Source organism: Microcoleus sp. FACHB-SPT15 (assembly GCF_014849525.1).
GTDB classification, from domain to species: Bacteria; Cyanobacteriota; Cyanobacteriia; order Cyanobacteriales; family Coleofasciculaceae; genus Symplocastrum; species Symplocastrum torsivum.
Genome location: NZ_JACJNU010000038.1, coordinates 88,976 through 112,332 on the forward strand (window position 1 = coordinate 88,976; position 23,357 = coordinate 112,332).

General features: G+C 46.0%; 22 protein-coding genes, 1 tRNA gene and 2 riboswitches. Of the genes, 16 read left to right on the forward strand and 7 right to left on the reverse strand.

The window, feature by feature from the left end:
* Window positions 1-94: 94 nt before the first annotated feature.
* Window positions 95-1,693: an insulinase family protein gene (locus H6F98_RS13250; RefSeq protein ID WP_192219159.1), complete on the reverse strand. Its 1,599-nt coding sequence runs from the start codon at window positions 1,691-1,693 to the stop codon at window positions 95-97.
* Between the two features lie 680 nt (window positions 1,694-2,373).
* On the opposite strand from H6F98_RS13250, the gene H6F98_RS13255 reads away from it, so the two are divergent.
* Window positions 2,374-2,988: a TetR/AcrR family transcriptional regulator gene (locus tag H6F98_RS13255; RefSeq protein ID WP_192219160.1), complete on the forward strand. Its 615-nt coding sequence runs from the start codon at window positions 2,374-2,376 to the stop codon at window positions 2,986-2,988.
* 27 nt (window positions 2,989-3,015) lie between these two features.
* Here the strand turns inward: H6F98_RS13255 and H6F98_RS13260 are convergent, their stop codons facing one another.
* Complete coding sequence (locus tag H6F98_RS13260; protein ID WP_192219161.1) at window positions 3,016-3,459, reverse strand: DUF4332 domain-containing protein; 444 nt, start codon at window positions 3,457-3,459, stop codon at window positions 3,016-3,018.
* Window positions 3,460-3,646: 187 nt separating this feature from the next.
* On the opposite strand from H6F98_RS13260, the gene H6F98_RS13265 reads away from it, so the two are divergent.
* The 14 genes from H6F98_RS13265 (at window position 3,647) to H6F98_RS13335 (ending at window position 15,065) form a co-directional block, all read left to right on the forward strand.
* Window positions 3,647-4,387, forward strand: coding sequence for a hypothetical protein (locus H6F98_RS13265; protein WP_192219162.1), 741 nt, complete (start codon window positions 3,647-3,649; stop codon window positions 4,385-4,387).
* On the forward strand, window positions 4,380-5,144 hold the full coding sequence (locus H6F98_RS13270) for a pentapeptide repeat-containing protein (RefSeq protein ID WP_192219163.1): 765 nt from the start codon (window positions 4,380-4,382) through the stop codon (window positions 5,142-5,144). Before H6F98_RS13265 ends, H6F98_RS13270 begins: the two co-directional genes overlap by 8 nt.
* A 142-nt stretch (window positions 5,145-5,286) precedes the next feature.
* Entirely contained in the window at window positions 5,287-5,487 is a 201-nt protein-coding gene (locus H6F98_RS13275; RefSeq protein ID WP_192219164.1) for a hypothetical protein, read from the forward strand.
* Window positions 5,484-6,134: a hypothetical protein gene (locus tag H6F98_RS13280; protein ID WP_192219165.1), complete on the forward strand. Its 651-nt coding sequence runs from the start codon at window positions 5,484-5,486 to the stop codon at window positions 6,132-6,134. Before H6F98_RS13275 ends, H6F98_RS13280 begins: the two co-directional genes overlap by 4 nt.
* Window positions 6,127-7,377 carry a pentapeptide repeat-containing protein gene (locus H6F98_RS13285; RefSeq protein WP_192219166.1) on the forward strand — a complete coding sequence of 417 codons (1,251 nt, stop codon included), beginning with the start codon at window positions 6,127-6,129 and terminating at the stop codon, window positions 7,375-7,377. Before H6F98_RS13280 ends, H6F98_RS13285 begins: the two co-directional genes overlap by 8 nt.
* 262 nt (window positions 7,378-7,639) lie before the next feature.
* The gene (locus H6F98_RS13290; protein ID WP_192219167.1) at window positions 7,640-8,845 is read left to right on the forward strand and encodes an RNA-guided endonuclease TnpB family protein; all 1,206 of its coding nucleotides are present in this window, start codon (window positions 7,640-7,642) and stop codon (window positions 8,843-8,845) included.
* Between the two features lie 157 nt (window positions 8,846-9,002).
* Window positions 9,003-9,160, forward strand: a riboswitch (cyclic di-AMP (ydaO/yuaA leader).
* A 103-nt stretch (window positions 9,161-9,263) separates the two neighbouring features.
* A complete protein-coding gene (gene ntrB / locus H6F98_RS13295) occupies window positions 9,264-10,118 on the forward strand; it encodes a nitrate ABC transporter permease (protein WP_192219168.1) in 855 nt (284 codons plus the stop codon).
* Window positions 10,119-10,220: 102 nt separating this feature from the next.
* Window positions 10,221-11,642 carry an ABC transporter substrate-binding protein gene (locus H6F98_RS13300; RefSeq protein WP_192219169.1) on the forward strand — a complete coding sequence of 474 codons (1,422 nt, stop codon included), beginning with the start codon at window positions 10,221-10,223 and terminating at the stop codon, window positions 11,640-11,642.
* Between the two features lie 101 nt (window positions 11,643-11,743).
* Window positions 11,744-12,583 carry an ABC transporter ATP-binding protein gene (locus tag H6F98_RS13305; RefSeq protein ID WP_192219170.1) on the forward strand — a complete coding sequence of 280 codons (840 nt, stop codon included), beginning with the start codon at window positions 11,744-11,746 and terminating at the stop codon, window positions 12,581-12,583.
* A 57-nt stretch (window positions 12,584-12,640) separates the two neighbouring features.
* Window positions 12,641-12,767: riboswitch (cyclic di-AMP (ydaO/yuaA leader) on the forward strand.
* A 136-nt stretch (window positions 12,768-12,903) separates the two neighbouring features.
* Complete coding sequence (locus H6F98_RS13315; RefSeq protein ID WP_313929860.1) at window positions 12,904-13,629, forward strand: universal stress protein; 726 nt, start codon at window positions 12,904-12,906, stop codon at window positions 13,627-13,629.
* Window positions 13,630-13,859: 230 nt separating this feature from the next.
* On the forward strand, window positions 13,860-14,039 hold the full coding sequence (locus tag H6F98_RS13320) for a chlorophyll a/b-binding protein (RefSeq protein ID WP_192219172.1): 180 nt from the start codon (window positions 13,860-13,862) through the stop codon (window positions 14,037-14,039).
* A 63-nt stretch (window positions 14,040-14,102) separates the two neighbouring features.
* Window positions 14,103-14,282 carry a chlorophyll a/b-binding protein gene (locus H6F98_RS13325; protein ID WP_192219173.1) on the forward strand — a complete coding sequence of 60 codons (180 nt, stop codon included), beginning with the start codon at window positions 14,103-14,105 and terminating at the stop codon, window positions 14,280-14,282.
* Window positions 14,283-14,326: 44 nt separating this feature from the next.
* Complete coding sequence (locus tag H6F98_RS13330) at window positions 14,327-14,512, forward strand: chlorophyll a/b-binding protein (RefSeq protein ID WP_192219174.1); 186 nt, start codon at window positions 14,327-14,329, stop codon at window positions 14,510-14,512.
* Window positions 14,513-14,630: 118 nt separating this feature from the next.
* Window positions 14,631-15,065, forward strand: coding sequence for a Uma2 family endonuclease (locus H6F98_RS13335; protein ID WP_199348449.1), 435 nt, complete (start codon window positions 14,631-14,633; stop codon window positions 15,063-15,065).
* Window positions 15,066-15,077: 12 nt separating this feature from the next.
* Here the strand turns inward: H6F98_RS13335 and H6F98_RS13340 are convergent, their stop codons facing one another.
* The 5 genes from H6F98_RS13340 to H6F98_RS13360 form a co-directional block, all read right to left on the reverse strand.
* Window positions 15,078-18,101: an AAA family ATPase gene (locus tag H6F98_RS13340; protein ID WP_192219175.1), complete on the reverse strand. Its 3,024-nt coding sequence runs from the start codon at window positions 18,099-18,101 to the stop codon at window positions 15,078-15,080.
* Entirely contained in the window at window positions 18,088-19,257 is a 1,170-nt protein-coding gene (locus H6F98_RS13345; RefSeq protein ID WP_192219176.1) for an exonuclease SbcCD subunit D, read from the reverse strand. Before H6F98_RS13345 ends, H6F98_RS13340 begins: the two co-directional genes overlap by 14 nt.
* Before the next feature lie 11 nt (window positions 19,258-19,268).
* Complete coding sequence (locus H6F98_RS13350) at window positions 19,269-21,002, reverse strand: ATP-binding protein (protein ID WP_192219177.1); 1,734 nt, start codon at window positions 21,000-21,002, stop codon at window positions 19,269-19,271.
* On the reverse strand, window positions 20,999-21,808 hold the full coding sequence (locus H6F98_RS13355; protein WP_199348450.1) for a hypothetical protein: 810 nt from the start codon (window positions 21,806-21,808) through the stop codon (window positions 20,999-21,001). Before H6F98_RS13355 ends, H6F98_RS13350 begins: the two co-directional genes overlap by 4 nt.
* Window positions 21,809-22,686: 878 nt before the next feature.
* A tRNA-Arg gene (locus tag H6F98_RS13360) sits at window positions 22,687-22,760 on the reverse strand.
* Window positions 22,761-22,822: 62 nt separating this feature from the next.
* Between H6F98_RS13360 and moaC the strand changes: the two genes are divergently transcribed.
* Window positions 22,823-23,332, forward strand: a complete 510-nt coding sequence (gene moaC, locus H6F98_RS13365) for a cyclic pyranopterin monophosphate synthase MoaC (RefSeq protein ID WP_192219178.1) — start codon at window positions 22,823-22,825, stop codon at window positions 23,330-23,332.
* The last annotated feature ends 25 nt before the right edge of the window (window positions 23,333-23,357 follow it).

A 23,357-nucleotide genomic window follows, 5' to 3' on the forward strand; every position in this document is an offset into this window, starting at 1 on the left:
TGTTTGCGGTGTACCAAATGGCACTGCTTTACTACGCAAACATTGCTATTAGCCATCAGCCATCAGCCATTAACGACTAACGACTAACAACTAACTACTGACTTGATAAAAGACGTCCGATAGTACGATTGTCTGGCTGGAATGTCGCTTGAGCGACGCGCTGAATGTCGGCTGGGGTAACAGCAGCGATCGCTTCTAACTCCTTGAATAAGTTGCGCCAGTCGCCTGTTTTTACCTCGTACTCCACCAAATTTCGTGCCATACCGGAATTGGAATCAAGCGATCGCAAAAGCCCAGCCCGCGCTTGTGTCTTCACCCGATCCAACTCAATAGCTGAAACAGGTTCCGTCTTGAGTCGTTCAATTTCATTACGCAATGATGTCGCCACTTCATCCACCGTATGCCCTGGCGCTGTCTGGGTGTACAACAACATCAAATTTGGATACTTATTACCAGGAAAGCCACTAAATCCCTCCGCAGAAAGCGCAACCTGTTGCTCCTCCACCAGAGACTTGTAAAGCCGAGACGTGCGACCATTACTAAGCAGACTACCAATGATGTCGTAAACCACATTATCAGGATGGTCAATGGCGGGTCGATGGTAACCCTCCATGTACCAAGGTTGGGAAGGTAACTCTAACTTCACTTCCCGTGTTTGTTGCTGGGGTGGTTCAGTAATCGTTACTTCTGGTGGTGCAGCGCCAGCTTTGAAGCGTCCAAAGTAAGTTTGAGCTAGCTGCTGCACTTGAGCTGGATCGACATCGCCCACAACCCCGATCGTCAAGTTATTGGGAACATAATGAGTGTCAAAAAACTGTTGGACATCTTCACGGGTAAGGTTGCGGATGTCTTCGTTATAGCCAATCACTGGACGTCGGTAGGGATGTGCCTGAAACGCTGTATCGAGAAATGCTTCAACCATCTGACCGATGGGAGAGTTATCAGTTCGCAGACGACGTTCTTCTAAAATCACGTCTTTTTCTTTGTAGAATTCGCGAAACACAGGGTCTAGAAAGCGTTCCGACTCTAGAGACATCCATAGCTCTAGCTTGTTTGAAGGGAAGCTGTAGAAGTATACCGTGGCATCCGCAGAGGTTGCAGCATTTAAGCCAACGCCTCCAGCTTGCTCAACAATTTGACCTAGCTCATTTTGCTTGACTAAACTGGCTGCCTCTGCCTCAACTTTGGCAAACTCTGCCTGTAACTGCGTGACTTCTGCTTCTTTACCCGCCGATGAAGCCGCTTGAATTTGTTTGGATAACTCATCCAATCGGTCTAACAGAGGTTTTTCCGCCTGATAATCTTGCGTACCAATGCGGGTTGTACCTTTAAATGCCAAATGCTCCAGGAAGTGAGCAACACCTGTTTTCCCCGTAGGCTCATCGACACCACCGACATCGGCATAGGTGAAAAAAGACACGACAGGTGCCTGGTGTCGCTCCAGAACAATAAACTTCATGCCATTATCCAACTGAAATTCAGTGACTTGCTGAATAACTCTGTCTAAGTAAGGTTGGATCGACTCAGAGGTAGCCGTAGGTGTCTCGGTGCGAGCAAAAGCCGCCGTTGGCAAGCTTCCCCACGCCAAAATTGCAACTCCCAGGCAAGCCACAATTACAGATTGCCATCGGTGTTTTCTCAACCGGGCAGTAAAAAGCCTGCAATACAAAATAAATTGACTCAACTGACTCATAAAACGGTAGCGATCGGCACTGTTATTAGCCTAAGAATTTCTTGAGCTATTGGTCTATCGTGACAAAAAAAATCAGCCGTTGTGAGGCTGGTGGTTCGCCTAGCTCACAATGGTTGATAAATTTATAGCGGTTCTCATGTGGATGAGGTACAAATTTCTGGGTTTTCGGGAATTGGGAATTGGCAAGAAACTTAGATGTATAGCTGTCGCCATAAAGGTTAGGACAAATCTAACGGCTGAAACAACCACGTACCAGTAATAAAGCTTCTGCCCTCTGCCTTCTGCCTTCTGCCTTTTGCTATACCTCACTGAGACAAGAATTGCCATAGTGCAGCGTGGCAGAAATAACTATCCTGAAGTTATCCTTGCTTAGGCTCCATTGAGCTAGTTATTTGCCTGTAGTTCAACAAACCAAACATAAGCCAGAAGGCAAGAATAACGCTTGTAAGTAGTAAGACGGGAATTGGCCAAAATCGGTTAATTAATGGCGGTGCGGCGGCAGTGAATAAACCACCGCCAACAATCGGTTCAAAGAATAGCTGTTTGTAAGCAAAACTCTCGAAAGCGCCAGAACGATACTCCCCTTTGTCGGGGAGGAAATTGTGAGGAACTATGACGCTTTTGCCAATTATTAGACAAGCTGTTGCACAATAGCCCTACAACTTTTGTTTTATACTTCGATGCGAATTTTAAATCGGCCTCCTCAGTCAGAGACGGAGACAAGAAACCGCATCCTCCAGGCAGCGCAACGTTTATTTGCACGTCGGGGATATGACGGTACAACTACTCGCGATTTGGCTCAAGCGGCTGGAGTCGCAGAAGGCACACTATTTCGCCATTTCGAGAATAAGAAAGCAATCTTAATCGAAGTGGCAACACAAGGTTGGGTAGAGATTCTCACGGATTTGCTGACAGAACTCAGCGAGATGGGTAGCTATAAAGCCGTTGCTCAAGTGATGCGGCGACGGATGATGCGGATGCGTGAAAACGCTGACATGATGAAGGTTTGCTTTATGGAAGCGCAGTTTCATCCAGAGTTACGCGATCGCATTCAGTCAGACGTGATCATGAAAATGACGGATGTTGCAGAAGCCTTCTTCCAAACAGCGATGGATCGAGGCATCTATCGTCGCACCAACCCCAAGATAGTCGCGCAGGTGTTCTTAGGAATGTTTGCTGTTGCTGGTTTCAGCCATGAAACCATTATGGAGCCAGGAGCCTCCCCCCAAGCGATGCAAGAAATGGCAGAAGGAATTGCCGATATTTTCCTCAATGGTGTCTTAGCAAAAGATTAGTCACCAACAACCATCAACCACCAACCCTCAACTAACCACCAACATTCGTGCTTGTTTAATCCATCCTGCTACTTCCTCCACATGAGGACAGAGGTCACGGCGTTGCAGGGTTGCCACTTGCAGCCGTAAAATTTGTTGATGCAATTTATGGGCAGGAGTCTGAGCAAGCTGAGTTACAGAACAAATCCCAGCGTGTAACAATAGCCCACAATATTGGCAACCGATATCGGGGACACGCGCTAAATCTGCCAGAGCAACCCATTTGTTCACGTACTGAACTTTTATTGGCAACTGACTTGCCAGTGCTTGTCGTGATTGTGGTGTGCTGGTTTCTTCTAGCAGTTGTTTGGTGGTTGTAATGCCCAATTCTCTGAGCTTTGATTGGTCTTGAACACTTAATCCAGGCAATTGCTCAATCGACCAGTCACAAGCTTGGATAGCACGGCGATGAGTTTTTGGTTTGGGATACATCCCGACTCCCTCAAAATTTATTTATAATTTAATATTCTGGCAAAAGAGAAGCCTTCATCCTTTCAGATGGAGAATGCATCGTTATCCGCCGAGAGCTTGTGATACCGAGTTCTCTAATATATATAAGCAACAGCTCAAAGCATCATGGTAGCTTATAGGCAACAACCTGAACGATTGGTGCTTGGCAATGCAAAAACCAGTCTCCGCAATGCCTCCGCAAGAACCTGAGAACAAGTGCTTAGGCTGCTTATTCATGAAATTGGAAACCATTCCGAGTCAGACACAGAAGCAGTCACAATCTACGACAACAACACCAATTAATCTGCACTTGACTATCCAATTTAACGAACAGCGGGAGCAGTTGCTTGAGGGGCACGTTAAATTTGGACTAAAAGGTGGCAAACTGAGCGTCAAGTTGAAGAATGGCAAAATTTCCTTGTCATCAAGTCACTTATCTGGCTCCTGTAAGCTTGCTATCCAGCAGGAGCAACAGCAAGAAGACTCTGAAAATCAAAGTGATAGAGAAGCTTCCATGGGTAAGGGAAAACTCGAAGAAAAAATAAACCCCAGCCCCAAAAAAACAACCGAGAAACCTGATAATGTTCAGTTCACTACTTGCCAGACAAGAATTAAAGGTTCAGAGGAAATTCCAGTTTGGGTTTTTGGAGTAGAGCCAAGTGAATCTGTGTTGAAAGGGTTACTCAAAAACGCCTTACTAGCAACTATCAATGTAAAAGCAAAACCCTGCTATGTGGAAGCAATCTTTCATGTCTTGCCACAAGATGTCTGTCTGACTGAGGCTGAAGGACTCTGGCCACAAAACATCAGCAAGAAACGCCGTCTAATCATCGAAAGAGCGATTGTTCGTCACTTTTTCAAGCGAAAATTAATGCCTTATCTGAGTCGGCAACAATTACGATATGACTAATGACGAATTTCGCTTGGAAGTTCAAGACCTTATCCAGCAAATTATGGGAGCAAAAACAGAGAGCTTTTCTGAGCTAGCGGAAATTGCTGATTTAAATCTTACTGAAGATTTTGTTGGTGTCGATCTCAGTGGTGAAGATCTAAGTGGCGACGACCTGAGTGGTGTTGACTTGAGGGGGGCAAACCTGAATGAAACGGATTTGAGTGATGCTGACCTTAGTCTTGCTAACCTGAGTGGTGCCGACCTCAGCCTTGGTGACCTCAGTGGTGCTAACTTGATTAGTGCCAACCTAAGCCGCGCTGAGCTAATTAGTGCTGACTTGATTGGAGCTGACCTAAGCGGTGCTAACCTGAGTGGTGCTAATCTCAGCGGTGCTAATCTGAGCAAAGCTAATTTAATTAGTACCAACTTGGTGAGTGCCAACCTAAGTAGTGCTGACTTGAGCAGTGCTGACTTGAGTGGTACAGACCTCAGAGGTGCAAAATTAATTAGTGCCAAATTGATCGGGGCAAAATTAATTGGTGTCAACCTAATCCGTGCGAATTTAGTTGCTGCTAAATTGATGAACGCTAACTTAAGTAGTGCCCAGCTAAGCGGTGCTAACCTGAGTCGTGCTGATCTAAGGAATGCTAACCTGAGCCGTGCAAATGTACAAAAGGCTAGGTTTGGGTATAACGTTGGGCTTTCTGATGAAATGAAGCTTGATCTCTTACGCCGAGGAGCAATTTTTGAAGATTCAACTCTAATCACACCATAATTTTGAGTGTTTTTTTTAACAAAGCTGACAGCAGGAATTACTTCACAACTTCTTCACATATTTTATCTAGATAAAGTGCCATATTCTGCGAGACTAATTAATCGAGACAACATCTTCAGGAACTATAAAAGTAGTTAATCAAATGACTGAACAGTTGTTTGAGTCTAGTAATATTAATAACGAAGAACAAACAACAAATAACACTTTTGAACTGAAGCCTCGTGCTAGCTTGGTAGGCAACCAACTGAACGATTTATTTGATGCTTGGCAATGCAACAACCTCTCCCCTCATCGGCTCAGGAAAGCTCGCTTGAGAACCGATGTCCAGGCTGCCTATCGATGAAACTACAAGGAATTCCCGTTCAGCCTGGTCAGATTGACCTGTACTTAACGATTAACTTCAACGAGCAGTGTGAGCCTCTAGTTGGCGATCGCGTTAAATTTGGCTTAAAAGGTGGAGAACTCAAGCTAAGACTGGAAAACGGTAGTATTCCCTATGAGTTTCGTGAGTTATCGGGTTCCTTAAAACTTTCTTACCGCCAACAAGAGCAAGACTCTCAAGATAATCAAGCGCAAAATACTGTAGAAAGTTCTGTTATCCAGAGCGAAGATAACAGTTTAGGGAAAAGGGGGACAGAACTCACTGAAGACAAAACCAATCCGTCTCAGTTGGTTGCCTTTCAAGTAACGACGAAGGGTTCACAGCAGAATCCCGCCTGGGTGTTTGAAGTAGAAACAGGTGAGCCAATTTTGAAAGGCTCAATAAACAATGTCAAGTTGGCAACCCTAAAAGCGATCGCTTTACCTTGCTATATAGAAGTAACATTTGAAGTCTCACTGAAAGATGTCTATCTGACACAGACGCAGGGACTGTGGTCGCCAAACATTAGCCGAAACCAGCTAGCAGTCCTAGAAAGAGGAATTGCCCAACTGTTGCTCAAGCGAAAACTAAAGCCTTATCTCAGTCGGCAACAACTACGATATGACTAATGAAGAATTTTGCCTAGAAGTTCAAGACCTGACCCAGCGAGTGATGGAGTGCCAAACCCAAGCCTTTCTGGAATTAGCGAGGATAGCTGACCTAAATCCGGCTGAAGATTTTGCAGGTAGCAACCTGAGCGAGGCAAACCTCCAAGGGATAAACCTTAGTGGCGCTAACCTCCGCAGTACCAACCTGAGCAGGGCAAACCTCAGTAATATCAGCCTTAATAACGCTGACTTAAGGGCGGCAATTTTGAGCGAGGCAATTTTGAATCAGGCTGACTTGAGCCATGCCGACTTTCGAGGAGCAAACCTCAAGGGAGCCGACCTCAGCCAAGTTAACCTCAGCCATGCGAATCTCACTAATGTCAACCTCAGCCATACCAACCTTAGTGGTGCTGACATTAGAGTGGCTGATCTAAGTGATGCGATCTTAAGTGATGCAAATTTGAACGGGATAAATCTGAAAGGAGCTGATCTAAGTGGTGCCGTCTTGAATGGAGCAAATTTAAAAGGGGCTGATCTAAGCGCAGCTATCTTCCGGGGTACTGACCTCAGGGGTGCGGTTTTAACAGGTGCTGACCTTAGGGGAACAGACTTGAGAGTCGCTGACCTCAGCGAAGCAAATCTTGACAAGGCAAACTTGAGAGTCGCTGACCTGAAAGTAGCTGACTTGAGTAACGCTAACCTCCGCGAGGCAAACCTAAAGGGTGCTGACCTGAGCAATGCTAACCTCAGCGAGGCAAATCTTCAGGGAGCAGATTTGAGTCATGCCAACCTCAGTGAGGCAAATTTTCAGGGAGCAGACTTGAGGCGGGCAAACTTAGAGGAAGCAACGATTCATAGTGCCGATTGGCGCAATACTAATCTAGAGGAAGCAATAATTAACGGTGCTGACCTGAGTACGACACTGCTTGAAGGGGCAACAATCAACGAGGCGACACAACTTGATGCTAAATGGCATCTAATTTGGGAAATTGTCAATCAGGGAGCAGAGGGACGAGATTTGACAGATGCTGACCTCAGCCGTGCCGATTTATCTAGGGTCAACCTTCAAGGAGCAAGATTGGTGAGAGCTAACTTGCGCCATTCTAAGTTGCTGAGGGCTAACCTCATTGACGCTGATTTAAGTAGTGCTAGCGTGAAGAATGCTGTATTTGGCAACAACTTAGGAATTTCTGAGGAAACAAAGCTGGATTTAATCCGGCGAGGGGCAATTTTTGAAGATTCGCCTGACGCTAGTGAGGTGTAAGTAGCCAGGTGCTGTTGTACTTTGCTTTGAGAGTTTCACGAGTAACTTAATTAGCGATCGCTTATTTGGAATTGACGGGCGGAATGCCGATTTTTTTAACGAGATGTGAGCGAGAAATCCCCCTGAGCCGTAGGCACGCTTGGGATGAGAGCGAACGGACTTCCTTAGCTGGAGGAAACCTCCAGCTCCAGTCCTCATCAATGTACTGGCTTGCTTTACCTCTTAGCAAAAATACTATATAGTACTAAGAGGAGGTAAATCAATGCGACACCAAGCCATCAAAGTCAGGCTATATCCAACAACTGAACAGCAAGAGATACTAGCTCAACACTTTGGCTGTAGTCGCTGGTGGTGGAACTATGCGCTCAATTTGTGCATCGGAACCTACAAGGAGACAGGCAAAGGCTTGACTCAAGTTGCATTGAACAAAATGCTTCCAGGACTCAAAAGACAGGAGGAAACATCTTGGCTAGGTGAGTGCTACTCTCAAGTCTTGCAAGCCACAACACTCAACTTAGTGACGGCTTACAAGAACTTCTTTGAACGCAGGGCTAAATACCCTCGATTCAAAGCCAAGAAAAATAGGCAGTCAATTCAGTATCCTCAGTCGGTCAAGATAGTTGAAGGTTGTCTCAAGTTTCCAGGTAGTGTTGGTGTTGTCTCTTGCAAACTGCATAGAGAGATTGAAGGCACCATCAAGACAGTAACTATCAGTCAGAATCCGTCAGGAAATTACTACGCGGCTATCTTGGTGGAATTAGAAGGTGACTACCCAACCCCGCATACTAATGGAAAAGTTGCAGGTATAGACCTGGGGCTGAAGGAGTTCGCCATTGTTCACGATGGTATAAAAACATCTAAGTTTGCCAATCCAAGGCATTTAGCCAAACACGAGCGTAACCTAAAGAGGAAGCAGCAAAAATTAGCGAGAAAGATAACGGGGTCAAATTCCAGAAACAAAGCAAGAAGATTAGTAGCTAGGGTTCACGAACGAGTTGGTAATGTCCGTCAAGACTACTTACATAAGCTTTCACGTAAGCTTGTTGACGATAATCAAGTCATCGTAGTCGAGAGCCTAAATACAAAGGGCATGGTTCGCAACCATAATCTAGCCAAAGCTATTTCTGATGTGGGATGGGGAATGTTTGTCAATTTCTTGCAGTACAAATTAGACCATGACGGCAAGGTACTGGTAGAAATTGATAGGTGGTTTCCTAGCTCTAAACTCTGCTCAAAATGTCACTATCAAATCAGTGAACTCCCGCTAGATGTTAGGGCTTGGACTTGCCCTAGCTGTGGCACTCATCACGATAGGGACGAGAACGCTAGTCAGAACATAAGAGCAGAGGGAATCAGAATGCTATCGGTCTTAGGAACTAGGACTGCTGCTGATGGAGGGGATGTGAGTCCGAAACTTGGACGCAAGTCGAAGTTGACGCAATCCCCCGTGAAGTCGGAAACTGCCTGAGCCGTAGGCACTGGCAGTAGTTCATTTCTCTTGTAATTCAATCCCTAAGGGGGTTTAAGCCGCATAAACGGTTAATGTTAACTATTACTTTAGAAGGAACAAGAATCCGGAAAAATTGTGTTATTCTTCATCCTTAACTAGAGTAAGTCAGCCTAATCCAAAAGCTTCGCCAACACGTTCATCTGTAAACAAGGTGAAGTAAGGAACGGGGGAACCATCCTTGGGGGCGTATTCTCTAACTCAGAGAGTGAGTAGAGAGGGGCATCTCTCAGCCCTAGCCCGTCAGCTAACTCCGTAGGCATTGAGAGGAGACTTCTGAAAAGATCGGCATTTTTTAGCAATGTCTTGATTTTGTCAGTTTCTCCGGCTGGTACTGCTCAGTTTTGTGTACCTGTTGTTGAGTCTGAGGCATTGCAATATGTTGTTTCAGCTAAATTTGGCAGCGATCGTCGCTGTCGCTGGACAAGCTACCTGGAAAAAAGCAAAACCAGTACTTATAAGAGATGTGGTCTTGCTGCCTGCCCTAGGGTTTTTGGGAGTAATTTTGCTGTGGTGGTTTACTGCAACATTCTTAACAGATTTAATGCCCACCCCGCTGCAAGCGCTTCTCGATAGCGCAGAATACGCCAACCCGTTCTTTCGGAAAGGCCCTGGTAATTTAGGACTCGGTTGGTTATTGCTGGCAAGTCTGCGGCGGGTATTACTGGGATTTTCGTTGGGTGCGGCTGTGGCAATTCCTTTGGGATTTCTGATTGGGATGTCCAGAGCAGCGATGCTAACTCTCAATCCTTTGATTCAAGTTTTTAAGCCTGTATCACCATTGGCTTGGTTACCGATCGCACTCGCCATCTTCAACCTGGCAGAACCTTCAGCAATTTTTGTTATCTTTATCACCTCGTTGTGGCCGACGATTATCAACACAGCACTCGGCGTATCCAGCGTTCAAAAAGATTATCTGGATGTTGCCCGCGTTCTAGAAATGCCTCGCTGGCGACAGATTACAAAAATCATTTGGCCTGCAAGCTTACCTTACATCTTCACTGGCTTGCGGATTAGTTTAGGAATTGCTTGGCTAGTCATCGTCGCTGTCGAAATGCTCACCGGTGGTATTGGCATCGGCTTCTTCGTTTGGGATCAATGGAACCGCTTAAATTTGAGTTCTGTGTTCTTGGCAGTGGTTGTGATTGGTGTAACGGGGCTAGTGCTTGACTACATTTTGGGCAAAATTGAATCTCTAGCCACTCACCGACGACCCACTGCAACTACCAACTAGAACTACGCCTCACTGACATTGCGTCAGTTTCAGCTACAGTCATAGCTGAATCGTTACTGCTAGCCATTCATCATAAGAACTAACAACATTAGTGATACCGCCATGAATTCTTTGAACCGACGAAGATTTCTTGAACAAATGGGTGCATCGGCAGCAGGATTCGCCTTGTCGTCTTGTGCCATCAAGGGAGTTACCGCACCCTACGGACTCTCGAAAACTGCCGAAGCCGTCGAACCCGTTGTAGATCCCAGCAGCCTGGAAAAACCCAATCTTACAGTAGGATTTGTCCCTGTTAATGACTGTGCGCCATTTGCGATCGCCTGGGAAAAAGGCTTCTTTCGCAAATACGGACTAAACGTCACCCTAAGCCGCGAGGCAAGCTGGGCAAACTCCCGTGATGGCATCATTTTTGGGCGTCTTGATGCCTCACCCGTTGTCTCTGGGGCAGTCACCAACGCCAGAATTGGTGCTGAAGGGGCACGTCATGCGTCGTTGTGTGCTGCCATGACCATTCATCGGCACGGCAACGCCATGACCATGAACAAAGCTATGTGGAACTCTGGGTTACGACCTTGGAACACATATAACGGCAACTTAGAAGAATTTGGGAAGAATTTTCATGGCTACTTTCAAAGCCTACCTCAAGAGCAACGCATCTGGGCTGTGGTTTTAAGTTCTTCCATCTATGAGTACTTTGTCCGCTACTTATCTGCCTCTGTTGGGATTAATCCAGCCGAGGAGTTTCGAGTCATCATCATTCCACCGCCCCAAATGGTCAATAATGTGCGGATTGGCGCGATGCAAGCTTACATGGTCGCAGAACCCTGGAACACGAGAGCGATCGCTGGTAACGAAGGTGTTGGCTTTACCTTTGCCCAAGGGAAGGAAATCTGGTATGGACACCCAGATAGATTGCTTGGGGTTATGGAATCCTTCATTGAGGAAAATCCCAAAACCTACCGAAGCTTGGTAAAAGCAATGATTGAAGCTTGCCAGTATTGCAGTAACCCCAAAAATCGTCCTGAAGTCGCCAAATATATTACTAGTCCCTCCTTTACAGGTGCTAAACCGAAGAAGAAAGATGCCCCAATCGATAAATTCACGGCACCAGCAATTGTTGGGGAATACAACTACGGCGGTTTTGACGGGCAAAAGCGCATGGCTAATGACCCTTACAGCACCATTTTCTTCGATTTGCCTGATAAACTTGCCAACATCCCAGGCAACCATTCCACATTTCTTTGGCAATCACAAGCTATCTGGTTAATGACCCAGGCAACTCGTTGGGGACAAATCGATCAATTTCCCAAAGATGCCGAACAAAAGGCGCGTCAAGGTTGGAAAACTGACTTGTATCGAGAGATTGCTGAGGAAATGGGGATTGAATGTCCTAAGGAAGACTACAAAGTTGAACCTGCTGAATTCTTTATCGACAACAAAGCGTTTGACCCTAGCGATCCAGTCGGGTATCTCAACAGCTTTGAAATTAGAGCCAATGCTCCTAAATCGTTCTTCATGTCTTAAATTCATCAAAGCTTTATACACGCTTTATACAAGCTTTTCAAAGGTCAGTGCTGAGTTTTGAATTAAGACCCTAAACCTTAAACTTCTTCGCGGAGCATTCTATGACAAAATCTACTTCTTTTTCTGACAAGACTAATTCTCGAACCGTTAATGGAGCAGGATTTCTCGAAATTGAAAATATTGTAAAGTCTTACCCCAATTCAGAGGGTGGGGAGCTGGTTGTTTTAGATAATGTCAATCTCACCATTGCTGATGATGAATATATCTCTCTAATCGGTCACTCTGGCTGCGGTAAATCAACGCTACTCAAGATGGTCGCTGGTTTGGAAAAGCCCACTTCCGGAATGGTACGGCTGGAGGGCAAAGAGGTTCGCAAGCCTGGTGCAGAGAGGATGATGGTGTTTCAGCACTATTCTCTCCTACCGTGGCTGACAGTTACAGAAAATGTCCGATTAGCGGTCGATGAAGTACTTAAAAATGCTTCTCCTGTTGAGAAAAAGCAGATTGTCAGCGAACATCTGGCAATGGTGAATTTAACCCAAGCGGCAAATAAATATCCGGATGAAATTTCTGGTGGGATGAAACAACGAGTAGGTATTGCGCGAGCGTTAGCAATTCGTCCTAAAATGTTGTTGATGGATGAACCGTTTGGGGCGCTTGATGCCTTAACTCGCGGTAAGTTGCAGCGACAGGTACTCGACATTTGGGAGAACAACCCGCAAGCTGTAATGATGGTGACTCATGATGTCGATGAAGCTCTGTATATGTCCGATCGCATTGTGATGATGACGAACGGACCGAATGCTAGAATCGGAGAGATTTTGGAGGTACCTTTTCCCCATCCACGCGATCGCCAAGCACTACGCGAATCAAAAGAGTATTTTGAATTGCGTAACCATGCCTTGAACTTCCTGGATCGATATTTCAACCAAGACGAGTAGCGTACAATCCCTTAACTTTATTTTTGAGTGGGCAGCCTAATTCAATCACAAGCTGACAGAATTTAGCTGTCAGCTTTCGGTTGGGAGCGGAGGAACCAATTTTTGGGGCTAATCTCCGGCATGAGAGAGGCATCTTCCAGTTTTAGCCCGTCAACAAACTCCGTCGGCGATGCTAGGAGTACCAAGACTATCGCTTTTGTAACAAAAAGCAATTGGAGTCTCCTTACAGATACCTCTATGTTCTGGGACACAACTGAGGTATCTGTTCTTGACCCACCTCTCACTTATCTATCGTTTTCTTCTAAGAGAGGTTAAAAACAGTGAACATCAAGCCAATGTTAGTGCGTCTTGAAGGCGCGATGGATCGCAATGATTTAATTGAACAAATGGTGTTGCTGCCTGAACCCGCTTCAGCGGCTGCCAAGTGGTCAAACTCTACAAAATCGGTAAATCTGGTTGTTGGCTACAATGCCTCTCCTAGCAGTCAAACGGCTTTGGACTTGACGATGTGGATTGCTCATCAAACTCGTTTGGTTACACAAAAGCAAGTCACGGTTCAAGTTGTCTACGTCGTTGATGAAAATCAAAAGAATCAGTATTCAGATGGCTTGAACACGGCTAGTGCTAGCGACTTGTCAAAACATCAGTCGCCATCAGAGTTGTTAAACATAAACACATCGTTAAAGAAGTCTAAGCTATCGGTTTTGACCGAAACCAAACCCCAAGCCTTAGCTACATCACCCAAGAAATCAGTAAAATCACGCCGTCCCAAATCCACCTCTTGCCAAGCAGATTCATTTGAGCAGGCTGATCGAATTTTGTGGCAAGCACGTTGTTTGGCAGAAGAATGGCGGGGTTCCTTCAAAGCGCATCTACGGTTTGGTGACGTGGCAAGTGAACTGAGAGAAGTTGTTGAATCAGAAGCGGCAACTCTACTGTTCTTGGGTTGTAATTCGGTTAGTCATCCGATCATTCAGCAACTAGGTACCCATTTCCCTTGTTCAGTACTGGGTATTCCCACTGGATTGAATTCGGACTTACGCTGACTACCAAAAGCAACTGTTACCTCCTCCGGCTAATCAGCCGTTGAAACAAATAGGCGATTTCTCTCGTGCCTCTGGCATCTATAAGGAACGAGGGACTTCATCCTGCTTTGCTTTCACAAATTTGGTAGCCTCTAACTTCAGGCAGAGAGCCTAATTTCAAAATTTGCGTTACATTACTTAATATAAGACGAAAAGAAACAACCAAGTCGTCAGGAAGCTGATCAGTAACCATGCAAAACGCACCAACACCGCCGATTACAGATCCAGCAGAGCGCAACGCTTGGAAATCAGGTTTCACACCCCAAGCGGAAAATTGGAACGGTCGCCTCGCCATGATTGGCTTTGTCGCCGCACTGCTGACCGAATTATTCACGAACCAAGGTGTTCTGCACTTCTGGGGTCTTCTATAAGCCCCAAGCATCCGTATCAAGAGCAATCCTTTCACATAGTAATCAATAAAAGGAATCAAACCAATGGCTAACGCACCAACACCACCAATTACCAATCCTGAAGATCGCAACGCTGTTAAGTTTGGCTTCAGCCCACAAGCAGAAATCTGGAACGGTCGCCTTGCAATGCTGGGATTCGTCATCGCTATTGGGATTGAGCTATTTTCAAACGAAGGCGTTCTGCACTTCTGGGGCTTGATGTAAGTCGAATAGAACTGACTAATTAATCAAGGTAAGGAAAGAAGCAAATGAGTAACGTACCAACACCAACACCACCCATTACCAATCCCGAAGAACGCAATGCTTGGGTAGGCGGATTTAGCCCACAAGCAGAGATTTGGAACGGACGGCTAGCAATGCTCGGATTTGTGATTGCGATCGCTATTGAATTCTTCTCTGGACAGGGTGTATTGCACTACTGGGGACTAATGTAATTTAAGCGCGTCTCGAATTTAGTAAAAACCTGGGGGTTGACTAAAGCCCTCAGGTTTTTCGCAAATCTATCGAAAGCTTTAGGAGAACTCCAACCGATTTATTGAAGGTTTTGTTGTCGTGCTGTGCGAAGAGTTGGGCTTGGAGATCAAACGAACTGGTTCGTTAACCTTAACGCGAGATGACTTAGAGCGTGGAGCTGAACCGGATAGCAGTTACTACATCCAGAATGAGCCTTTAGTTCGAGATAAAGAAAAGATCGATCTAGAATCTGACCCACCCCCTGACTTGGTATTAGAAGTGGAATACTCTAGGTCAAAGATAGATAAGCTTTCCCTCTATGCCGCAATGGGAATTCCCGAATTTTGGCGCTATGACGGGAGTGTGTTGCGAATTTACAAACTCGAATCAGGGCAGTATACAGAGTCCGGCTCCAGTCTTGCCTTTGCCCCTGTGCCAGTCAAAGAGATTCCCCGGTTTATCAAAGAGAGCCGAAAGGTTGGTGAACTGACCTCTACCCGGAATTTCCACAACTGGGTCAGGCAGCAGTTATAGATTGCATCCCTTCTAAAATGCCTCAACTACCAACCGCGAACCTTCTGGAGATTTGTGAACCTTAATCTGGGTGGGTAATTGCTCTGCCAAGGCTCGAATGTGGGTAATCACCCCAATCAGTCGATCTTGCTGTCCCAGCGATCGCAAAATCTGGGTAACGCTTTCAAGGGTTTCTGCATCCAGAGTTCCAAATCCTTCATCTAAAAACAGACTACCTAACTCAACACCCATTGACAGTTTTTCCGACAGTGCTAACGCCATCGATAGGGAAGTGGCAAAGGTTTCGCCCCCGGAGAGGGTTCGTACTCGCCGAATTTCGCCTCCGTTCCAATTATCCTCAACCCAGTATTCTCCGTCCTGAATTCTCAAGGCATAGCGAGAATCTGTTAACTCTTTGAGTCGTTCTGTGGCACAAGCAACTAACTCGGCTTGTAGATGCTCCAAGATGTAATCTTGAAATTCATCAGACTTGAGATTGCGTGATAGGGTGTGATAAGTCTGTTCCTGTGCAGCAAGTGTGGATTGCTGCTCTAAGAGTTGTTTGGCTTGCTGTTGCCTGTCTAGAGCTACATTCATCTCTGCTGATAGTTCTGCTCGTTGTGAACGTGCCAGGTCAACTTGTTCATCGGCATAACATTTGACTTGGCGGCGCTGCTCTAATAGTTCCTCGTCAGTTGTCCTGTCTCCAATTGAGCTGGTTACTTCTTTAATGCGGCTTGATAACGCAACTTTTTCGTTGTTGTAATGTGCGATCGCATTCTTCCACTTTTCCTGTTCGGCAGGAGTAACTTGAGCATCTAGGAAGCTCTCCTCAGAGAAGTTGACTGATTGCAACGCCTTTTCCCACTGAGCCTCAAGTTGTTGTCTTTTAGCACGGGTAGACTCAGCTGCAACTCTCGCTTGTTTATCGGCTTCTTCTGCTTGAGCCACACGCTTATCCGCAGCTTGATAAGATTCTTCTACGGCTTTTTGTTTACTTTCCAAGTCTTGCTTATCTCGCTTTAGTGCTTGGCGCAGTATTTCGTAGGGTTTACCTTCAGTTAGCTGGTGTAGCTTGGCTTGTACTTCCTTAAGGTTACGCTGACGATGTTCAACTTCTTGGCTGGTAGCTTGTACATCCTCTAATACGGCAGCATGGTTTTTCTGGACAAACTGTAAAGTCTGTTCCCACTTTTCTAGTTCATTCGCTGTCTTGGCTTGTGCAGCTAATGCCTCTTGATGTTGGGCATTACTCTCAATCAGTGTCTGATGTGCCTGCTTTAGCGCGGAAATTTCCCAGTTTTCGGTATCTAAAACAGCACTAATTTCAGCGTGGCATTGAATTAGTTCAGCCTCATGGCTTTCCCAATCCTGACGACACTCGGACTCCTGCTCCTGGAGTGTTTCTAGCTTCGTTTGTGCCTTTGTCAGTGCGGTAGAGGCTTGATGGTATGCCTGTTCTGCTGCTGTTGCCGATTCTTGCAATGGGGTGGTATCCACTTCAGCAGATTCTGACAGTGGGGGTAGCTGATGAGCTTCCGGGTAAACACCACCGCAAACTGAGCAGAGTTCTCCAGGTTGAAGTGAAGCACGCAAGGCAGCAGAATGATTGTGTCGAGTTGCAATCGTATTGGCTTGTTCGGCTTCTTTGAGTGCAGCTTTAGCTGCTTGGAAATTAGCATCAGCTTGTTGGCGCTGCGAGGTAGCCTTTTTAAAATCACTTTCAGCTTTTTGCCGCTCTTTGAGAGCTTTTTCCCATTTCTTCCGGGCTGTTTGGGTGGTTTTATTGATAGTTTCCCATTGAGTTAATGGGGAGACAACTTGGTTGAGTATCTCTAGGCGAGAGCCTCCAGGAGAGGACTTTGCCAGTTTTTCGTTAGTCTCAGTAAGCTGTGCGCGAGCGGCTTTTTCTTTTTTCTGAGCTGATTGTAATTCTTTTTCTGCGTCCGAACGCTGTTGCTCTTTTGACTTAAACGTTTTTGATGCCTGTGTCACCTCCTGCTCGTACTGTTGGCGCTGTTCCTCGTAAGCCTTAGCCGTTGTTAAGTTACGTTCGCGAATCTCTAGCTGTTCTCTTACTTCTGTTTGTTGAGATTTGAAAAGCTCGTATTTTTGATGCTGGGCTTCTAAATCGGCTTGAGCTTGAGTCAGTTTTTCAGCAGCGGCTTTTACGGCATTCTCTGCCTTGACTGCTTGATTCCGAGCATCTTGTAAGAGTATCCAATCTGATTGAAGAGTACTGGCAGATTGAGCTTCTTTTAACTTTTGCTGCAACGACGCAATTTTAGGAGCTTGAGCTTCTAGCGTCGCTAAATCTTCTTGCAATTCAGCTTGACGCTTGATTTGAGTCAATAGTCTTTCTTCATCATCAAGTAATTTTTGGGCAGTGGTAGCTGCTTGAGCCAATTGAGGAATTTCGTCTTCTAAAGCTTTCAATTGCTCTTGCTTTTCCTTGATTTCAGCTTCTGTTGGAGCTTGAAGACTCTCTAATTGTCCCTCCATCAACTTGCGTTGAGTATCTAACTGTTTGACACGCTCACTCGCTTCTTTCCGCATCCGCTCGAAGATTTCAAATCCAGCTAACTGGCGCAGAAGCTCTCGACGCTTTGGAGGGTTTCCTTTAAGAAACTCATCAAACTGTCCTTGAGGAAGGACAATAACGCGAGTAAAGGTATCGAAATCCATCATTAAGATGTCCTCTACTTTCACCGTGCGATCGCAGCGTTCCCACTTCCCATCTTGAAGTTTATCCAGCAGACACTTTGTAACTGGAGTACTGGGACGATACCGCCACGTTCTGAGTACTTTATACTCTGTCTGTTGCACAGAAAACTGAAATTCGACTTTTAACTCAGTAGCTCCTTGGCTCACCAGTTCGTCGATATTCGATTTTCGAGAAACTTTTCCGTAAAGCGCATAGGTAATAGCATCGAGTAAAGACGACTTTCCTGCTCCAGTTAGCCCCGTAATTGCGAATAAATCGAGGGTGGAAAAATCGAGACTCTGATGGGTGCGAAAACTGGTAAAGCCTTCTAAAGTCAGTCTAATGGGTCGCATCGCTCAATTCCTGATATAAGTTTTCAAATGCTTTTAAAACGGAAGAGTCGGGAGCTGTTCCTACGCGGTCACGCCAGTAGTTGCGGAACTCCTCAATCGCATCAAACTGATTAGTGCCTTGGGATTGTTGCCGCTTTTGGGCTTTAGCTTCCGGGTAGCGCGGTTCAATAATCAAGGCTTGAGGGCAGACTTTACGCACACTGTCGGCTAAACCAATTTTGGGGGTATTGAGTTCAACAATTACTTTCAAAAAACCTGGATGTTCTCGATTCGCTTCCAACGTTTCATCTAGGTTATTTTCATCACATTGGATAATCTTTAACGGTTTCTGGCAGGGAATTGATTTAAACTCAACTTTAGCGGGTCTTCCGGGTTCAACGGTCACTAAATTAAACCCCTTGTCCTCCCCCGCCTCTCCAAAGTCTACTTGAATTAACGAACCTGAATAATAAGTAGGAGCTGCGTTGGAAACCTGTTGAGGTTTGTGGATATGACCTAAGGCAATATACTGAGCTTCTGGGGGTAGGGTTTGCCCCGCCAGACTGTAGGTATCTCGCGTGTAATAATCCACTTCTGAGTAAGCTCTAAGAGCGCCATCCAGGGTGAGGTGTGCCATCACCACATTGACACTATCCTCTCGAAAGTTGCTAGCTAAGTTGTCAAATAGATAGGCAACTAACTGTTTGTAGTGCTGGCGTTGTTCTAAATCATCTTTGTCCCACAAATCTTCAGCCTTCAATAAACGCCGTTCTGAGGCAAAAGGCATCGCAGCTACTGACAATTTGCCGCTAGGCGTATCTAGCTGAATGACTCCCCCTTGATTGGCTTTTCGGGGTCTACCTAATGCATGAACTCCCACATGAGATAGAAGTCTGGATACACCATCAATACGAAAGGCTGAGTCGTGATTTCCAGCAATGACAACCGCTGGAATTTTGGCTTCTCGTAGCTGGCAGAAGAAGTTATAGGCAACTTTTTCAGCGTCAGCCGTCGGGCTAGGTACGTCGAAGATGTCACCTGCTACTAAGACAGCATCAACTTCTAAAGTTTTGGCTGACTCAAGTAATTCATTGAGTGCTGCTTCAATTTCTGGGGTACGATCAACCCCTTTTAGTCGTCTTCCTAAATGCCAGTCAGACGTATGAATTAGACGCATAATTTTTCCTGCTAAAAACGGTCAAGGTCATCTTCTATTTGGGCAATTTCTGCTTCCGTGCGGCTGGCTTCACTCTCACGAGTGGCATAGGCGGGGAAGGGGAAATTAATCAGTAGCGGTGCTGGAACTTCGGGCTGATGGACGAACATACTGCCGGATTTGAGGAGAAGCGATCGCTTTCGGCAAGCTCCAGTGAGAAAGTTGTATTCTGGACGTTCCGCTTCAGCAGAATCGAGTCTGCCAACAACCCGAATCGCCGCTTGTCCAACTACACGCCGCTCGACTTCTGAAGCGGTTTGTTGTGCGCCAATCAGAATAATGCCCAAAGAACGTCCGCGTTCGGCAATTTCCACCAGTAGACTTTTAATGGGACTACGACCTTCGCGAGGCGCATATTTGTTCAATTCATCTAAGACAATAAAGACAACTGGGTTTTGTCCTCGCTTTTCTTTTTCAGAGAACAGTTTTTGCAACAGCACACCCACCACAAACTTTTGGGCTTTTCCTCCCAGTTTGTTGATATCCACAACTGTAAGCCGGTGTGCGTCTGAAAGTGGGTCAAGCTGATATTTAGTCATTCGTTCTGGGGATAAATCTCCCCGAATCAAGTGACCTATTTCGTTGTTAATTCCCCACAGTCGGCGAATCAATGCTTCGGCAGTAGAAGCCGCGTTGCGCCCCAACCAGCTATTGTCAGGATTGTCTACCAGTTTGTCTTCTAGAAACTCGATTAAGTCTCTAAAGGTTTCGACTTCTTGCTTATCGAGAGCGCCAAAAGGCTCGACCTCCAAATGCACTCCAGGTTTGCGGTTTGCTTTTTTGTCTGCTCGATCGTTATCTTCAGCTAACCGTGCGAGTTTTTCCTCAACACCAGCAACCAAAAAGCCTAAGTTACCGCGTTCTAAGTCCTCTCCAGCAAAGAGAAAACTGAATAAGCGATCGCGACACAATTCCCGGATACTCCATAGGTATACTGAGATATTATCGGGACGCTGATCTAGATGGGGATCGACATCGTGAGAGCCTTTCCTGGGAGCTGCACAGAAGCGGACATCTTTAAACGCCTCGACTGGAACCCCCAAAGTCTGATAGCTGGTGTAATCTTCTGAACGAAGTTTGCTATTGGACTTATCAAGGAAAAATAAATCCTCACCTTTAACATTGAAAATCAGGGCTTTCGTATTCGCTCGTTGAGCGCCAAGGGCAGCAGAATTGAAGATGGAGTGGAGGAGAAACAAAGCATAGGAAGTCTTGGTTGCTACCCCCGATACACCTGAGATGTTGATATGAGCGCCCTTCTCGCCATTGATGAACTCATAGTTCAAGTAAGCTGGAAAACTGTTACGCATCGTGCCTGCTGGGATGCGTTTTTCCATGCCATCAAAGTGCAAGGCACGCTTCAAATCTTCATCCACAGCCAGATTTACGGAGTCTCCAGGCTGGGGAGGTAAATATTCCTCCGGTTCAATCCGGGTAACTTGGACATGAGCGGCATAAGATATGTTTGCAGGCAAACTGCCACTTTTGACCAGAAAAGTGTCGGTGTCAAATTGCGCTCCTTCATACATCGTGCGGACATAGTCCACCACACCATAAAAGCGGACAACACCTTCACCATCAGGTCGATGAGTCTGAACTTCCACCACATCATCCAGTCGCAAAACATGACCCGGTGAAACGGCAACCCAAAACTCTAAAGGCGTGGCTTCCAGGGTGCCGAGAACAAAACCAATACTCATCGTCATGACATCACTCCTAAAGAGGCAAAGAAAGACCGCAAACGACGTTCAATGACTGCTCTATCGCCCATCCGTCGTCCCAGTTCCCTCTCTAGCGCTCCAACAGGTGTGAGATTTTGCGGGGCGCGGGGGTCACGGGAAGGATGGGAGGCATACTGTGGAATTAGGTAGGTACTTTGGTCAGCGATTTCTACTGCCTTGTCTAAGAGAACCGCTTCGCGGTACAACTCCAAGCGCACAATTCCCTGTAGCTTGTGATAGCCCAAGCGCTTTGGGCAGACATCCGAGGTGCCAGAACGCAGATACCAACTCCAACGCCGTCTTATATCGCCTTCCTTTCCGATGCAGAAAATGGGAGTTCTCTCTCCTGGTTCTAACTTCCAAAGGAGAGCGGCACAGTCTCCAGGCAAGTAGTTTTTATGCATCGTTTTGACGTAACCCAGCATGGCATTGGGCTTGTCATACCAGCGCAATTGCCCATCTCGAATTACCAAGGTTTCAGGTTCCTTTGCCAGCAGTTCAGCCGCTAGTCGATCCTCGGCTTTCAGCATCACGTTTTGGATGAGAGACTTCCGAACTTGAGGAGTATTGTCATAGGTCGGTTCGATGGGTTCATAGATTAATTCAGCCGTGCTACCCAGAGGACAGGGGATACAGGTAAGTGGGGCTTGTTGGTTGCCACCGAAACCGAGAATTCTACGAATCGTCAAGTGTGAGTAAGTTGCTGTACCAATTGCTCGATTCACGTCTACAGCACCAACAGCAATGGTGCCAAAAGCTCCGTAATAAACGGTGTCTCTCTCTCCTCCCACAAGAGCAGCATCGATGCGGCGACGACCATCAATAAAGATGAGTCGGTTGGGGAGTGAAGGTTGTTGTTGAGGCTTAAATGCCGTCCAGTCTTTTGTCTCGACTGTGGGGTCAACCTCGCTTTCAGAGATAGAAAGTTCTTCACTCAGCTCAATCGGGGGTTCGTAATCAGTCCCCCAAGGTTCAAGGCGAAAGTTATTATCTCGCCAGAAATCATTTGTAAAAGTAATTTTTGCCTCCTTTGAAAGTTAGAAGGTTAGATAAAAAAAGACATAGTTTTTAATATGTTCAATAATTCAAAGTAAGATCTATTCATCAGTTGTACATCCGTGAAAATACTGAACGGGTTAAATCGCACCAGCTCTTCCCTGTTTCCTGGTGTAGAAAGCAAGGCATCGACCCCAAATATTACAACTGCTTAGTCAATCGCACCCCTTTGTCAGCCAGTACTAACAAAAAAATCGGCTCCAAACCCCCTTCGGTTTACCTCAATCAGTTTGAGAGGGAAGGAATATCCCCAACTAAACTTAAGGATATGTTGCGATCACACGCCATTGACCCATTGCCATCCCAGCTAGGGGTAGGTTGAAGATTGCTTGACAACATAAGTTTAGCAGCCAGATTTATTGCTAATCTGGCTGCTTTAGAGTGGGTTGAAAGCAAATCCCTCCTAGCGCTAATTGAAGCTTTATCATTACAGTATCTACATCAATTTGGGCTTAGCGGATGCGAGTTCATGCAGTGACAATAATTTGTCAACATCAACCGAATAACAGTAAATTTGACAAGATGACACCCAATTAAACAAAACGACAGTAATCTGTCAACAACGGCAAATAAAAAAGGCAAAAGATATTACATCTTTCGCCTTCTTCTGGGACGGGCTAGGAGGGATTCGAACCCCCGACACCGTGGTCCGTAGCCACGTGCTCTAGTCCACTGAGCTACAAGCCCTTGCTTGAATGGTGTACTTTCTATTCAGTCACCGATTATTGATAATATCATACCTTTATTCAATGACGCAAGAATCTCCGAAAACTCAACCGTTAAGTCATTTAGATACTCAGGGTCAGGCTCAGATGGTTGATGTCTCTGCCAAGGTGCCAACTAAGCGGGAGGCTGTTGCAGTGGCGCAAGTGCGGATGCAAGCTGCCACATTTGAGGCAATTCAAGCTGGCAATGCGCCCAAAGGCGATGTCCTGGGAACAGCAAGACTAGCCGGGATTATGGCAGCTAAGCAGACTTCCCAACTAATTCCCTTGTGCCATCCCTTACCACTGCACAAAGTAGAAGTGCAAGTGATGCCTGACTCCCAGTTACCGGGATATCAGATTCAAGCGTCTGTCACGACTAAAGCTGAAACTGGTGTAGAAATGGAAGCCTTGACAGCCGTTTCTGTCGCTGCGCTCACTCTCTACGACATGGCAAAAGCCTTAGAAAAGTCCATTCAGATTGAATCGATTCGCCTGTTGAGCAAAACTGGCGGTAAGTCAGGTGACTACCATCTGACGGAGGATGACAGGTAGAGGCGTAGAATTAAGCTAGTTATTA

What these genes read in the sequence shown, in the direction of transcription:
- H6F98_RS13330 (WP_192219174.1), top strand. Translation starts at nt 14,327, where the DNA reads ATGAGTAACGTACCAACACCAACACCACCCATTACCAATCCCGAAGAA.
- H6F98_RS13265 (WP_192219162.1), top strand. Translation starts at nt 3,647, where the DNA reads ATGCAAAAACCAGTCTCCGCAATGCCTCCGCAAGAACCTGAGAACAAG.
- H6F98_RS13305 (WP_192219170.1), top strand. Translation starts at nt 11,744, where the DNA reads ATGACAAAATCTACTTCTTTTTCTGACAAGACTAATTCTCGAACCGTT.
- H6F98_RS13325 (WP_192219173.1), top strand. Translation starts at nt 14,103, where the DNA reads ATGGCTAACGCACCAACACCACCAATTACCAATCCTGAAGATCGCAAC.
- H6F98_RS13285 (WP_192219166.1), top strand. Translation starts at nt 6,127, where the DNA reads ATGACTAATGAAGAATTTTGCCTAGAAGTTCAAGACCTGACCCAGCGA.
- H6F98_RS13350 (WP_192219177.1), bottom strand. Translation starts at nt 21,002, where the DNA reads ATGACGATGAGTATTGGTTTTGTTCTCGGCACCCTGGAAGCCACGCCT.
- H6F98_RS13270 (WP_192219163.1), top strand. Translation starts at nt 4,380, where the DNA reads ATGACTAATGACGAATTTCGCTTGGAAGTTCAAGACCTTATCCAGCAA.
- H6F98_RS13320 (WP_192219172.1), top strand. Translation starts at nt 13,860, where the DNA reads ATGCAAAACGCACCAACACCGCCGATTACAGATCCAGCAGAGCGCAAC.
- H6F98_RS13300 (WP_192219169.1), top strand. Translation starts at nt 10,221, where the DNA reads ATGAATTCTTTGAACCGACGAAGATTTCTTGAACAAATGGGTGCATCG.
- H6F98_RS13290 (WP_192219167.1), top strand. Translation starts at nt 7,640, where the DNA reads ATGCGACACCAAGCCATCAAAGTCAGGCTATATCCAACAACTGAACAG.
- moaC (WP_192219178.1), top strand. Translation starts at nt 22,823, where the DNA reads ATGACGCAAGAATCTCCGAAAACTCAACCGTTAAGTCATTTAGATACT.
- H6F98_RS13250 (WP_192219159.1), bottom strand. Translation starts at nt 1,693, where the DNA reads ATGAGTCAGTTGAGTCAATTTATTTTGTATTGCAGGCTTTTTACTGCC.
- H6F98_RS13260 (WP_192219161.1), bottom strand. Translation starts at nt 3,459, where the DNA reads ATGTATCCCAAACCAAAAACTCATCGCCGTGCTATCCAAGCTTGTGAC.
- H6F98_RS13275 (WP_192219164.1), top strand. Translation starts at nt 5,287, where the DNA reads ATGACTGAACAGTTGTTTGAGTCTAGTAATATTAATAACGAAGAACAA.
- H6F98_RS13345 (WP_192219176.1), bottom strand. Translation starts at nt 19,257, where the DNA reads ATGCGTCTAATTCATACGTCTGACTGGCATTTAGGAAGACGACTAAAA.
- H6F98_RS13340 (WP_192219175.1), bottom strand. Translation starts at nt 18,101, where the DNA reads ATGCGACCCATTAGACTGACTTTAGAAGGCTTTACCAGTTTTCGCACC.
- ntrB (WP_192219168.1), top strand. Translation starts at nt 9,264, where the DNA reads ATGTTGTTTCAGCTAAATTTGGCAGCGATCGTCGCTGTCGCTGGACAA.
- H6F98_RS13255 (WP_192219160.1), top strand. Translation starts at nt 2,374, where the DNA reads ATGCGAATTTTAAATCGGCCTCCTCAGTCAGAGACGGAGACAAGAAAC.
- H6F98_RS13280 (WP_192219165.1), top strand. Translation starts at nt 5,484, where the DNA reads ATGAAACTACAAGGAATTCCCGTTCAGCCTGGTCAGATTGACCTGTAC.